This window comes from Pseudoalteromonas sp. J2K-J599 (genome assembly GCF_059295115.2).
This window is the reverse complement of record NZ_CM200271.1, coordinates 3,049,793-3,062,509: the sequence shown is the minus strand read 5'-3', so window position 1 is coordinate 3,062,509 and position 12,717 is coordinate 3,049,793. Positions and strand designations below refer to the sequence as shown.

Here is a 12,717-nt window from a genome sequence, read left to right as displayed (position 1 = left end):
TATTTAGCAAAGTATCTGTTAATGAGCCTTACAATGCCAATGATCATCGTGTTTAGTGCAGGCTTGTTTTGTGGGCTTGGCTTTTACGATCACAATGTTGGGAGAGTTGTGCTCAGTTACTAAAGCAGGCGTAACTACTTTAACGACTTTTTTATGTGGTTTATGCGCACTGGGACCATGTTGATATACTGTGCAGCCGCTCATAATAAGCGCGGTCGTCATTACTAAAACTACTTTTAAAGATAAGTTCATGTTTATTAGTCCTATGTAGCTTAATACAAAGCCTAGGATAAACTTTTTTTTTGTATAGTGCTGTAAGCAAACGTAAGGATATTGTAAAGGTGACTTATATGGCTTTTGACGTCTATTTAACTAATTAATAAGTACATTGGTACTGCGTTAAATACGCCAATACCAATGCTTACAATATTGAGTTTAGAGCTCAGAGCTTAGTCCACTGAGTTCAAACTTATAAATCGCTGCGCCAACCCATACCAGACTCTTCCATTAAACGCTCGTACACGCCTTCTATGTTAAGTGGTAACCATGCATCAAACTGTTTAAAGTCACTAAATTGATCTAATTTTACATTTTGTTTAATTTCGTCAAGCGTATTACCGGCTAAAACGCCTGCGGTTACCTGGCTATACAAAAGCTCTAAATAACTTAAGTAACGCGCTACATCTGCTTTACTGCCAATATCGGCATGTCCGCCTACAAAAGTATTAAAGTCATATTTGAGTACCGCTTGAGTTGAGTTAATCATGCCTTGAATATCGTAACTCCACAGTTTTTGCCACGGCATTCTGCCAATAACAATCCAATCAACCACAAACAAGGTTTTTTGCTTTTCGAATAATATACTAACCGAACCACGACCATCGTTTGGACCATGGTAGTTAAGCTTTACTGTTGAATCACCAAGGGTAAGTAGTAGCTCGTTATCAAAAGTAAGGCTGGGCATTACCGTTTTCATTTGTGTGTTTTTAATATCTTGCGCGGCGAGTTTATGCGCCACAAAAGTGGTGTGCGGGCTTTTAAATACCTCTGCGCCGTAAATATGGTCGCTGTGATTATGGCTATATACAACATATTTTACCGGTACGTTATAGCGAGTTTTAATTTGCTCGTTTAACCAGGTGGCGGCTTTTTTGTTAAGCGGGTCGGTAACAATTGCACCCTCAGGAGTGATTAAAAATACTGAGCGGTGTCTGTCGTCTATAAAGCGGTGTAAGCCATCTCCTAAGTCTTCTATTTCATAGGCTTGTGTGGCAAAGCCTATAAATAATAGGGCTGTAGTTAATAGTTTTTGTAGCAAGCGGGGCATACACCATTCCTTTTTAAATTGATTAAATTAATAACGCTATTAAAAGAAGAAAGCATTAAGCCATAAAAAATTTCAGCTATTGGTTAAATTAAAGCTTAAGCTTAAGTAAAAGGATCAAATATAAGGATGAAATAAAAAGCCATTATAATAATGGCTTTAGATAGCTTGGTTGGGTTTATCTTTGCGTTAGTTGTTGGTTTATTTCTTCAAAGATACTGGCATCATCTATGGTTGAAGGTATTTGTAGCTCTTCGCCATCGACTAGTTGGCGCAAATTTTTACGCAGTATTTTACCCGAGCGAGTTTTAGGTAACCTATCTACGCTAACTATATTTTTAAGGCACGCAATAGCGCCAATCTGATTACGAACACTTAAAACAAGCGCTTGTTCTACGTCGGTACTTGAGCCCATAAAATCATTTTTAAGCACGATCATTCCCATAGGAAGTTGCCCCTTTAGAGGATCGTTCACACCAAAAACAGCGCATTCAGCAACAGCAGGGTGCGCGGCTACTATCTCTTCCATTTCGCCGGTAGAAAGCCTATGTCCTGCTACATTTATAACGTCGTCGGTTCTGCCCATAATAAATAGGTAGCCGTCTTCATCAATATAACCACCATCGCCAGATAAATAATAACCTTCGTATTCATTTAGGTAGCTTGCTTTAAAGCGCGGAGTATCTTGCCAAATTGTTGGTAGGCAACCCGGTGGAAGTGGCAGTTTAATTACCACGGCGCCTTGCTCGTTAGCTGCGCATTCATTGCCATCCATATCTAATATTCGCACGTCAAAACCTGGAGTAGGCACGGTAGAGCTGCCAGGTTTTGTTGGTAAGTACTCAAGCCCTACAGGGTTACAAGCAATAGCCCAGCCGGTTTCTGTTTGCCACCAATGATCGAGCACTGGCAGTTTGGTTTTTTCTTTAAGCCACTCATAAGTGGGAGGGTCTAACCGCTCGCCAGCTAAAAATAAACGTTTTAAGCTTGAGGTATCGTATTGATTAAAACCATCGGCATTGGGGTCTTCTTTTTTGATTGCTCTAAAGGCGGTGGGGGCACTAAATAATGCATTTACTTTATATTCTTCAACCACGCGCCAAAATGCGCTGGCGTCGGGGGTTTTAACCGGTTTACCTTCATATAATACGGTCGCACAGCGATACATTAGCGGTGCGTAAACTATATAAGAGTGCCCAACTACCCAGCCAATGTCAGACGCTGCCCAAAATACGTCGCCGGGCTTCATACCATAAACGGTTGCCATGCTGTATTGCATTGCCACTGCGTGACCGCCATTTTCGCGTACTACGCCTTTGGGTGTGCCTGTCGTGCCTGAGGTATATAAAATATAAAGCGGATCGTCACCATTTACAGGCACCGGATCTGCGCTTGCAGCCGTTTGCATTGCCTGAGTCCAATCTATGTCTCGTTTAGGCTTAAGAGTGGCGGTTACTTGTGGACGCTGATAAATAACGCAGTGTTCTACTTTGTGAGTAGCTAAGTCTATTGCGTTATCAATAAGTGGTTTGTATTCAATAACGCTGTTTACTTCAACACCGCATGAGGCGCTAAGTATAAGTTTGGGCTTGGCATCATCAATGCGTACAGCTAATTCGTGTGCAGCAAACCCACCAAATACCACCGAATGAATAGCACCAAGGCGAGCGCACGCCAACATACCAATAACAGCTTGTGGGATCATTGGCATATAAATAACAACGCGGTCGCCTTTTGTAACACCTAACGATTGTATTACGCCTGCAAATCTAGCAACTTCTTGTTGTAGTTGTGAGTAGCTATAAGTTTGCTTTGTATTAGTGACTGGGGAGTCGTAAATCAGTGCAGTTTGCTCGCCAAATCCGGCAATAACGTGTTGGTCTAGTGCTAAAAAACTGGTGTTTAATTGCCCGTCACTAAACCAATGGTAAAGCCCGTCGTCGTCTTGTGTGTATGCTTTTGTGGGGGGGTTATACCACGGAATATTTTTACTTTGTTCGAGCCAAAATTGGGCTGGGTTTTGTTTAAAACCATTATATTGCTGTTTATATTTGCCTGACATGTAAGGCTCCTAAAACTAAATTTGTGTGTGAGAGACCTTACAAAATGTAGGCTTTTTTTAGCAAGCAAGCTATTCGACCTTGGTCGGCTAAAAGTTAATCAATACACTGGTTTTAAAAATACAAAATTGACAACACAAAGCGTGTGGTTCAGCATGGCGGGCAGTAAAAATAAGAGAAAATACGATATGAGTAACGTAGTAAGAGTAGGGGTTGCGGTTATCATAAAGCATCAAAACACAATTTTACTAGGTGAGCGCATTGGCGCGCATGGTGCTAATACATGGGCAACACCTGGTGGACATTTAGAGTTTGGTGAAAGTGTTGAACAATGTGCAATACGAGAAGTGTTTGAAGAAACAGGTTTAAAGGTAAGTAAAGTTACTAAGCTTGATTTTACCAATGATATTTTTACAGCAGAGAACAAACACTATATTACGTTGTATGTAAAAGCTGATTTTGAAGGCGGAGAGCCTGAGCTTAAAGAGCCTAATAAATGTTTAAAGTGGCGCTGGTGCGATATTAATAATCTACCAACGCCACTGTTTACATCACTAAAAAATTACTTATCTGAGGCTGTACTAGCCTAGTTATTTTGTTGGCGGTGTCGCTGGGCTTAACTCTAGTTTACTAAAGCTTACTTGAGCGTAATCGCCATTTTGTTTATCTGTAGTCCAATCGCCAGTACCTAAACAACCTGGGTACCAAATACCTTTCGCGCTTTTAGTACTACATTGGTTATAAGCGCCGGCTTTAAAGTAATGCCAATCTGCAGCGTAACCATGTGGATGGTCTTTTTCGTCCACTTTGCCATAAGCATCTACGTTATTACCTAAGTTAATAGAGTAGTTAACGTCTTCTTTGCCTTCTGCGCTAAATGTAAGGTGCATAACATTTTTATACACATTTACCGTGTAGCTAAATTCTTCACCTAGTGCAATACCGGCACTGCCAGGCTCGTTAGGGTTTTCCCATGTATTACCCCAAACTGGGTAAGTAATGTCTTTACGGTCAGGATTGGTTTTAGGTAAGTTACGTTCGTAGTTCCAAAAAACTGAGCCTGTTTTATGCCCTGGCCATTTTTTGTAATATATTTTAAGTGGCTCATTGCCCCAGCCATAACCAAGCTTGGTATCAATAAGTGCCTGATCTTTACCTGCGTGAATTTGCCCTACAACAACCGAGTAAGCCGCTTTTTTATCAGGATCAGTCGCACGTAGCGCAACGTGATCTACTTTTAACGTTGCTTCCATTTTTCCACCAACAGAACCAAATCGGTCAGATAGCGGGTGAACAGCTAAAGCAAAGTTGTTTTTAGAGTGTTTAGTTTTAATTTTAGTATTTGATCCACGGATCATTTGTCTAAGTTCACTACGGGTATTAGTAGAGTTAGCACTTGTAAGCGCTTTATTAGGCGAGGTAAATACCATGTAGCCTTTATCATCAAGATAGAAAAAATCAGGGTGTGCGTAAGTCTGAATTTCATCTACATCTATTTCATCAATTTTACCGTCGTTGTTTAAATCAACTGGTACATTTATTTTCCAGTGTGATAAATCAAACTTTGTTGCAGGTACCGGCGCATCGCTTTGCTGATTAGTGCTTTGGGTACTTGAACAAGCCGTAAAAAGTAGAGGTGTGATAACGACTAAAGCCGTAAGTTTAAATGTGGATGTATTTTTTATCATTATTGTCTCTGTGTGATGAAGTAAAAATTGCGCGGTACAGGCGTCGCTTAACTTCAATCTAACATACCAATTTAAAAATTAAAACTTACCAATTTGTAGTTTTTTATAATTAATTGTTATTTTAATGACGGTGTTTTGGTTAACCAATAGGGTTGGTTAACGTTATTATGTTATTTAAAATTGTTAAACAGAGGTGTTTTTCATCATATTTGGTAGCGCTTGATGTTTGCTAATATACTTATTTAAATAGGTTTAATTTATAGAAGGAGGAAGAGGGAGTTGCCACTTTTTTAAAATGGCTTGGTATTCGCCACTTACTTTTATAGTTTTTAATGCCTGCGAGATTAAGTTTGCTGTTTTATCGTCAAGCTGGTTATTAGCAGCAAAATAGAGTATTGAAGGAAAATCAGCTAAATGAAGTCGTTTAGTTATTAAGTCTGGGTCGAGCCCTGACATTTTCAGTTCATTATCTAAGGTGAGTGTATTCATAAGGACAAAGTCAGTTCTACCCTTATAAAGCATTTGCCATGCCTGCTGATAATAACTAGCTAGTATTAAATTTTTATCTTCTTCAAACCCCATCTTTATTAAATATTTGGCACTCAAATATCCACGAATAGTGCCTACTTTATAAAATTTTGCATGATTTAAATGAGTTACTTCGTCTTTATGGCTTTTTAAACTAACTAGGTAGGCATCAGTAAAGTATACCACTCCTAACCATTTAAACTGACTTTGCCTAGCGGGAGTTTTTAATAAAGAGAGCATAATTGTGTTTGGATTAGCTGCTAGCTGATGAAAGGCTCGTGCCATTGGCATTATTTCAAATTTAGCTTGTAGCTTTGCTTCTCTTAAAACAGCCTTAGCAATATCAACGGAAGCTCCGTCAGCTTCACCGCTTTTGTTTTTAAAATGGTAAGGGTGTAAATCTTCGGCAATAAAAGTAAGAGAGCTTACTGCCCTTACATTACTGCAAAAAATAAAAACGAAAATGAAAACTACAACACGCAGATACATAAGAGAATCTTTCTAACTACAATACTTTGAGTTTAAAGGGTCTTGTCTGAAATATATACTCAAATGTATAAAATAAGTAAATGAATAGGTATGTAGAGAGTCTATTGCATAATTAAAGAAGTGAAAATTGAACGTGTATTGAGTAAAGTTTTATATACCCACAAGCGCTGTAAAAATAATTGAGCCCTTGTGGGTATATGCAATGATTAAAAGTAGTATTGAATTGCAAATTTAGCCGATGTACTACTTGTATACCAATGTTGGTTTTTAAGTTCAGTACGTATAGATAAATTACGTGATAAGGAGTAATTCCACTTTATTGCAAAGTCACTGTGTTTATCTGCTTGGCCATCTATTAACCATGTTATGTTTGCTGTAAGAGCGAGTTTATGACTGTTATTTATTTGCCATATTGCACCAGCTTCACTACCAATGCCTGTTGTTAGGTTGTCTGTTATGTCACCATTATTAAATTCAACTTGGCCAAGTAAATAGCCGTGTAACGTGTTTGGGTTACCGATTGATTTTCCGTATCCACCTTTAGCAAACCAACGACCTTGTTGAATATTATTATTAGGCTGACGATCAAAGCCCATTTTAAAGTTCCAAGACCAGCTATCAAACACGCGGTTATCGGGTGCAAGTGACATAGCATCTAATAAATAAAAATGCTCAAGTCGCGTGTTACCCTTATCGCTTATGGCTCCTTCAATATCAAAAAAGCTAATTTGAGCACCAGGAATAAATCCAGCTGAGCTATCTAATAAATCATGGTATGCAAGGCGATACGCAAAGCTTGTTAAGTCACTTTGATGGGCGTACTCAGTTCTTCCAAGCGTTACTTTAGAAGATCCATGACCTTGCTCTGGAGAAGCAATAGGACGACTTGGCTTAGTAAATGGCGAAGCTACTTTATATTTGCTGCGCATTAGTAGTAGCTTAGTTAGTCGCGGTGCAATTTCTTCACGCTTTAATGCTTTATCGTAAAATTCAAAATTTAACCATTCATACGCCATTTCTAATATTGCGACTAATTGCGACTGTGAGTAATTACGAGTATTGAGGGAGCCACCTTGCATTAACTCTCTTGCATCATCAAGTTGTTCGTTAGTCATTTGAGTAGAGTAATGGTAAAGCTTAGTGCCAAAAGCAGGGCGGTAATTAGGAGTTTGTAGTAAGTTGTTATTTCTTAGTACTGCGACGGTATCTGATGGAATAGCTTGCATATTAAATGACGATGTTAAATCAAGGTCCTCTTGTGCGAGTTGTAATAATGCAAGTAATTGGTAAGAGCAGTTTTCATCAATAAAAAAGTAATCAAATGTAGCTGATTGTAGCTCCCATAAGTGCAATAAAATAAGCTCTACTTGTGGCTCAGATAAATTAAGTTTGTATTCCCAAATATCACGAGATTCTAAATCATTATATTCGCGTACTTTTTTATAGTACGGCATAAGCGAAAATTTACCAGGATAGCTGCCAATCAGGCCTTTTAGTGCATACATAGCTGCGTTATCTGCGCCGTCTGGCTCTGCTGCAAAATTAACCGCAAATGCGAGCAACTCTTTATGGCGGGTCTGATCTTTTGCATCAATACGAAGTAAGGTGTGACCAAACATTGATGATGGGCTATTCATAAATGCAGTAGGAAAAACTAACGTAACCCCTTTTGGGTTGATTATTTTTTGCCACGCCTGAAGCTCTGGGCAATTAAGCGTGGGCCAGTTATTTTTAATTTTTGTTTTTAGCCATTTATAGCGTGCTGGAAACCGACAGCGAGATTGTGTTGTTTTTGGGTCAGTATTTTTACCACTAAATGCGGCTATAGTGGCTTCAAGTTCGTCCAGTGGACTTGTTTTACCTATAGGAGATAAAAAAAACTCAGCACTATCTACTTCACTTTTCCAACCACCTAATGTGGCCCCACGGTAATGACCTAATTTGAGCCAGTAAGGGGCGGTTGCTAAGGTGTCATTTTTAAAACTTTGAGCGTTTACGTAAGTACTAAACAGCGCAATTGATAAAACAAAGAATATTTTTTTCATAATCACTAAACAATAAAAGCCGCTAGAGAAATACTCCAGCGGCTTTATTTATACGTATAAAACCGGCTAATTTAGCTGATTAAGAAAGAGTATAAGAAGCAAGTTGTGCGTTACTTGCAAGAACAGTGTTTAGGTTTTCTAAAACTGTTTGCGAAGTTACGTTTTCAGAAGTAAATACTGAAGAAAACTGTGCTTGAGCAAGCGCGTTGAATGCTGCTTTATCTTGATCTGCAACACCCCAAGCTTCAGCTAGAGTAGCTAAAGTTTCGCCTTCACCTTTTGACATATCACGAGCAAGTTGCTCCATGTTACCGTCGATGAATAAAGCAATTTTTTCTGAAGACGTTACTGTACCAGTACCATCACAACCTAAAGTACCAAAAGTGATACCAAAAGTTTGGTTACCAGAAGTACCGTTTGTTGTAGCGCCTAAAATTTTAACGCCTTTACCTTGCTGGCCTGCAAATAACATAGAACCAAGACCACAACCAATATCTTGGTCAGCCATAGCATTTGAGAAAGGTAGTAAAGATAGTGCAGCTACTGCGATTAGTTTTTTCATTTTCATAAATCCATATATGATTGTCTTTATTTAGGGTAAATAAAGTTCGCGAAAGATTCTAACAGACTTGTAGAGAAAAAGAACAGCTTAAAATATGAATATTTTACACTCTAATTTCTCTACTATATTAAAGCGAAAGCTGGGAGAAACTAGACCAGCTCAATAATTTTTTATTGAACTGGTGGCGGCTTTTTACTTCTTGGGGCACCTAACAAAATACAGGTATGGCAAATACATACAGATAAAAATGCACTAATACCTAGTGCACCACCGTAGCCGTCAAGTTTTGGTACAAGAAATTCAAATAATATTGAAAACAAAACAGATGAGCTTGCTACCGTATAAATACCAAAACGATGCGGGGCGCTCATGCCAATAAATGTACCGCCAAAAAATATAATCGCGTATAAATCGGGGTTTAAATTCAATGCGCTAAAAATTAAGTAAGCAATAATAGAAAGTGAAGAGGATGCTCTTATACCATCAAAGCGACTATGTTTAGCTAAGTAAAACGTTAAAAAAGCACCAAGCAGTACAAGTAATGGGTATTCAATACTCATAGTACGATTCCTTTAGCTAATACAAAAAGTGCCACGCTTGCAAAAGCGACACTGCCAAGTTTGCCACCAAAGCCTGTAAACATATTCATAGTAAGCACATACAAACTTGAGCCAATAAGCGAAATAATAGCAATTTCCCAGTAACTGGTAATTAAATGGGTTGAACACATACCGGCAAAACTACCAGCATAAATTGCAGCATAAGGATGGTTTTTATAACGCGCAGGAAAAGGAATAAAAGAGCCAATAAGCCCCGTTAGCGCGGCAGAAATTACTAAAGGCAGTGCAAAAGTAGTGTGCATAGCAAAGCAAGCTACAAAGCCTAAAAAGAAAGTAATGAATTTTAAAAGTAAGAATTTAATCATAGCGGCGCATTTTAAACTAATCCTTTTGCGCTTTCTAATACTCTCTAACAAATAAATGTTATAAGTAATTACACATTTAAAAAGCGTGTTTTTTAAACGACTCTTAGGTATTAAATATGCTTAATAGCGTTGCTGTTAATGTTCTATAAATCACAAATTATGTATAATGGCGATAATTTAATGTATTAAAGTGTTAACCAAGGGTTATTTATGTCTAACTGTTTGCATCTGGCTATTCCGGCTGGCGATTTAAAAGTGGCTAAAGCGTTTTATTGTGACGTACTAGGCTGTAAAACGGGTAATAGTGAAGAAGGTCGCTGGGTAGATATAGATTTTTGGGGCAATGAACTTACCTTACACCAAAGCGTTGAGCGCCTACCAACAGTTCGCCATGATGTTGATATGGGAGCCGTAGCAGTACCTCACTTTGGTATTCACTTATCTGAAGATGAATTTAACGGGTTAAAAACACGTATTGAAGATGCGGGTATTGAATACCTAGATAAACCATACCGCCGTTTTATTGGTGATGAGTTTGAGCAAGAAACGTTTTTTATTGAAGATCCAAATGGCAATGTGCTTGAAATGAAAACCATGGTAAACCCAGAGGTTTTATTTAAAAAAGTATAAATGCTGTTGTTTAAGTTAAGCTAAAAAACCACTTCAATAAGTGGTTTTTTTATAACTATTAATCAGTGTTTTGATAAATTAGTTAATATTTACAGGTAAAAAAATTACGCTACATACATGATTTTTATTCACTCTACAATATAAGTATAGACACCTAGACTTAATTTCAGCTCTCATATTTTATTGTTATTTATGCTGCTTAAACTCATAATTGCACCTTTGCTTATTTTACTAATAACATTCGCCCAAAACGCTTTGGTAGTTTTGTTAGCGGCATAATTCCTGGTTTGCCTATTACCTCTGGCCTATTTCTTATTTTATAGCATTAGAACAAGGTAAATTATTTGCAGCTAACTCAGCGGTGGCCTCTCTTTATGGTATGAGCGGTATAGGCTTATTTTGTTTTAGTTACTTGGTTGTTTCACAAAGATTTGGAATGCTTAAATCGCTTTTTACAGCGTTGAGTATTTGGTGTGTATTTAGCGTTATTACTTTATTTTTACCAGTGAATATTATTGTGGCGAGGGTGATTTCGCTTTGTATTTTACTCGGTTTAGCTATTATCTCTACAAGGCTAAATATATCAGTTGATGCAAAACCATTAAATGCCCGCTGGGAGCTTTTGGTAAAATGATATTAGTGACGGGCTTTATCGTACTTGTTACGTTTATATCACAGCATATAGGGTCTGCGTGGAGCGGTTAATCTCTACCTTTCCGGTTATTTTAGCGGTAATGGGTAGTGTTGCCCACTTTATTGGCAAACAAGCCTCAACGTTATTTACTATTATTTTTAGCCACTATATAAACCGTAAGCAGTTTGCTAAGCCAGCTACGGTTTTAAATACTTAAAGCTAGCTATCAACTAAAGTGAGCGGCTTTACTTTACGCTGTAGTTTTTCATGATACATAGCGGTGTCGCCGGCTTTTAAAATTTCGTCAATATTTTTAGGAGGCTCACTAAATACGCTGCTACCAATGCTTGCCTTTATAGCAATAGGCTGGTCGTTATGCGTGATGGCGAGTTTATCTAACTCTATTTTTAGATGGTGTGTTTTTGGGCTTACTTGCGCTTTGCTGTAAAAGTGGGCAAGTACTACAAATTCATCGCCGCCTAAGCGGCCGACTGCATCGCTGGTGCGTACAATACTTTTTAAACTGGCGGCTACTTTACATAAAGCTTCATCGCCTACGGCATGCCCATAATTGTCGTTTATCTGTTTAAAGTCATCTAAATCTATATACATTAAACATAAAACTCCGCCTTTTTTTGCATGCAGCTCAATCAGCTCTGATGATTTTTTACCCCAGCCACGGCGGTTTAAAATGCCACAAAGGTGATCGTAATCGGCTTCGGTTTCGGCGCGTTTTTGTGCGATTCGCATACGGCTAATACGCCTAGAAACAGCTACTGCTAGTAAAAATGACTCCACAGCGAAAGCCAAAATAAATCCGTAACGTTGCATAAATGGGCTTTGATTAATAAGTAATACTCTAAATATCATGCTTACGAGCACCAAGCTCAATGCTACAAAAACAAGCGTTGCTTCGCGTATTCCTTTGCGAGCCTGTTGTGCCGCTAAAACAAAAATAACAGTCACAATAATTAATGAGCCGTAAGCCATGATGTTGCCAGCTATTTGCCAAATCAAAGTGTTACTGAACAATATTTTTATTAAAGAAAAGCACATAACAATACCGGCCATAATTTTTAAAATCTTACTTGTTTTTGGCCATCTATTGTTTAGTTCAAGTAATGCGCACATAAACCATGTAGCACTGAGTACTGTTAAACCTATGCTGAGTAAGTATAAATCAAATAGGAGTGATGAAACGTGGTCAGTTATAAATAAATAGAGTTGGCCTTCTTGAAGCAAAATAAAGCTGCCAATACAAAAAATATAAGCGCTGTATAGCTTAAATATCTTGTCGTGAAGCCTGTAGCCCATTATAAATACGTAAAAAATGAGTGTGATACACAGCCCATAAAAAGCACCCATAATGAGATTATGTTGCTGTGTTTCTTTAAAAAAAACTTGTGTATTTTGCCACTTAAAGCGTGGTGTATAGTTAAGTTTTGACTCAACTGTAATAATGGCTGTAAAGTTTCCTGAGTCCATTAAAAATGCCACTTGTGCCGATTTTAATGGCTGCTTTATTACACCGTTTTGCTGCCATGTAAAATCATCAAGACCTGGGCGCAAAAACGAAAGTACGCCGCCACGCTTTAACAAGCAGTTAAGCTGAAATTGGTTTGTACCGCGTTTTGCCTGAAGTTCAGAAGTTGTATTAGGTTGTAAAGATGATGGAGGGGACTGACTATTTAAGGGGGTAATATCGCAAAAATCGCCTGCATTGCTATTAAATGCTATTAAGTAAATAAAAAAAAGAAATACGTATTTAGCACCTCCGTGTAAAATATTAGGAACTGTATTTTTATGATGTTTTTTGTCAGCCATAAGCACTT

The 12,717-nt window shown here is 38.1% G+C and carries 14 protein-coding genes; 4 read left to right on the top strand and 10 right to left on the bottom strand.

The features are described 5' to 3' along the window. Positions 1 to 18 precede the first annotated feature (18 nt). The 3 genes from AC5NT5_RS13750 to AC5NT5_RS13740 form a co-directional block, all read right to left on the bottom strand. Complete coding sequence (locus tag AC5NT5_RS13750) at positions 19 to 252, bottom strand: hypothetical protein (RefSeq protein ID WP_182671553.1); 234 nt, start codon at positions 250 to 252, stop codon at positions 19 to 21. A gap of 217 nt (positions 253 to 469) precedes the next feature. Beyond that, positions 470 to 1,327, bottom strand: a complete 858-nt coding sequence (locus tag AC5NT5_RS13745; protein ID WP_182725253.1) for an MBL fold metallo-hydrolase — start codon at positions 1,325 to 1,327, stop codon at positions 470 to 472. A gap of 175 nt (positions 1,328 to 1,502) precedes the next feature. Beyond that, positions 1,503 to 3,386, bottom strand: coding sequence for a propionyl-CoA synthetase (locus tag AC5NT5_RS13740; RefSeq protein WP_494513952.1), 1,884 nt, complete (start codon positions 3,384 to 3,386; stop codon positions 1,503 to 1,505). A 186-nt stretch (positions 3,387 to 3,572) separates the two neighbouring features. On the opposite strand from AC5NT5_RS13740, the gene AC5NT5_RS13735 reads away from it, so the two are divergent. Continuing rightward, positions 3,573 to 3,974, top strand: a complete 402-nt coding sequence (locus tag AC5NT5_RS13735) for a nucleotide triphosphate diphosphatase NUDT15 (protein WP_024596686.1) — start codon at positions 3,573 to 3,575, stop codon at positions 3,972 to 3,974. On the opposite strand, the gene AC5NT5_RS13730 is transcribed toward AC5NT5_RS13735, so the two are convergent. The 6 genes from AC5NT5_RS13730 to AC5NT5_RS13705 all read right to left on the bottom strand — a co-directional run bounded on the left by AC5NT5_RS13730 (position 3,975) and on the right by AC5NT5_RS13705 (position 9,558). Further along, on the bottom strand, positions 3,975 to 5,072 hold the full coding sequence (locus AC5NT5_RS13730) for a polysaccharide lyase family 7 protein (RefSeq protein ID WP_494513953.1): 1,098 nt from the start codon (positions 5,070 to 5,072) through the stop codon (positions 3,975 to 3,977). 252 nt (positions 5,073 to 5,324) lie between these two features. Next, positions 5,325 to 6,089: a substrate-binding periplasmic protein gene (locus AC5NT5_RS13725; protein WP_494513954.1), complete on the bottom strand. Its 765-nt coding sequence runs from the start codon at positions 6,087 to 6,089 to the stop codon at positions 5,325 to 5,327. A gap of 206 nt (positions 6,090 to 6,295) precedes the next feature. Beyond that, positions 6,296 to 8,134: an Lnb N-terminal periplasmic domain-containing protein gene (locus AC5NT5_RS13720; RefSeq protein WP_494513955.1), complete on the bottom strand. Its 1,839-nt coding sequence runs from the start codon at positions 8,132 to 8,134 to the stop codon at positions 6,296 to 6,298. 79 nt (positions 8,135 to 8,213) lie between these two features. Further along, the gene (locus AC5NT5_RS13715; RefSeq protein WP_002962856.1) at positions 8,214 to 8,696 is read right to left on the bottom strand and encodes a DUF3015 domain-containing protein; all 483 of its coding nucleotides are present in this window, start codon (positions 8,694 to 8,696) and stop codon (positions 8,214 to 8,216) included. A 170-nt stretch (positions 8,697 to 8,866) separates the two neighbouring features. Next, a complete protein-coding gene (locus AC5NT5_RS13710; protein WP_002962855.1) occupies positions 8,867 to 9,256 on the bottom strand; it encodes a hypothetical protein in 390 nt (129 codons plus the stop codon). Next, a complete protein-coding gene (locus tag AC5NT5_RS13705) occupies positions 9,253 to 9,558 on the bottom strand; it encodes a hypothetical protein (RefSeq protein ID WP_002962854.1) in 306 nt (101 codons plus the stop codon). Before AC5NT5_RS13705 ends, AC5NT5_RS13710 begins: the two co-directional genes overlap by 4 nt. 273 nt (positions 9,559 to 9,831) lie before the next feature. Between AC5NT5_RS13705 and AC5NT5_RS13700 the strand changes: the two genes are divergently transcribed. From AC5NT5_RS13700 to AC5NT5_RS13690, 3 genes are all read left to right on the top strand, one after another. Further along, positions 9,832 to 10,251 carry a VOC family protein gene (locus AC5NT5_RS13700; protein WP_010554617.1) on the top strand — a complete coding sequence of 140 codons (420 nt, stop codon included), beginning with the start codon at positions 9,832 to 9,834 and terminating at the stop codon, positions 10,249 to 10,251. Between the two features lie 436 nt (positions 10,252 to 10,687). Continuing rightward, positions 10,688 to 10,885, top strand: a complete 198-nt coding sequence (locus AC5NT5_RS13695) for a hypothetical protein (protein ID WP_240915878.1) — start codon at positions 10,688 to 10,690, stop codon at positions 10,883 to 10,885. Between the two features lie 58 nt (positions 10,886 to 10,943). Further along, positions 10,944 to 11,102, top strand: a complete 159-nt coding sequence (locus tag AC5NT5_RS13690; RefSeq protein WP_240915877.1) for a hypothetical protein — start codon at positions 10,944 to 10,946, stop codon at positions 11,100 to 11,102. 2 nt (positions 11,103 to 11,104) lie between these two features. Here the strand turns inward: AC5NT5_RS13690 and AC5NT5_RS13685 are convergent, their stop codons facing one another. Then, positions 11,105 to 12,709, bottom strand: coding sequence for a sensor domain-containing diguanylate cyclase (locus AC5NT5_RS13685; RefSeq protein ID WP_182715586.1), 1,605 nt, complete (start codon positions 12,707 to 12,709; stop codon positions 11,105 to 11,107). Positions 12,710 to 12,717: the final 8 nt, after the last annotated feature.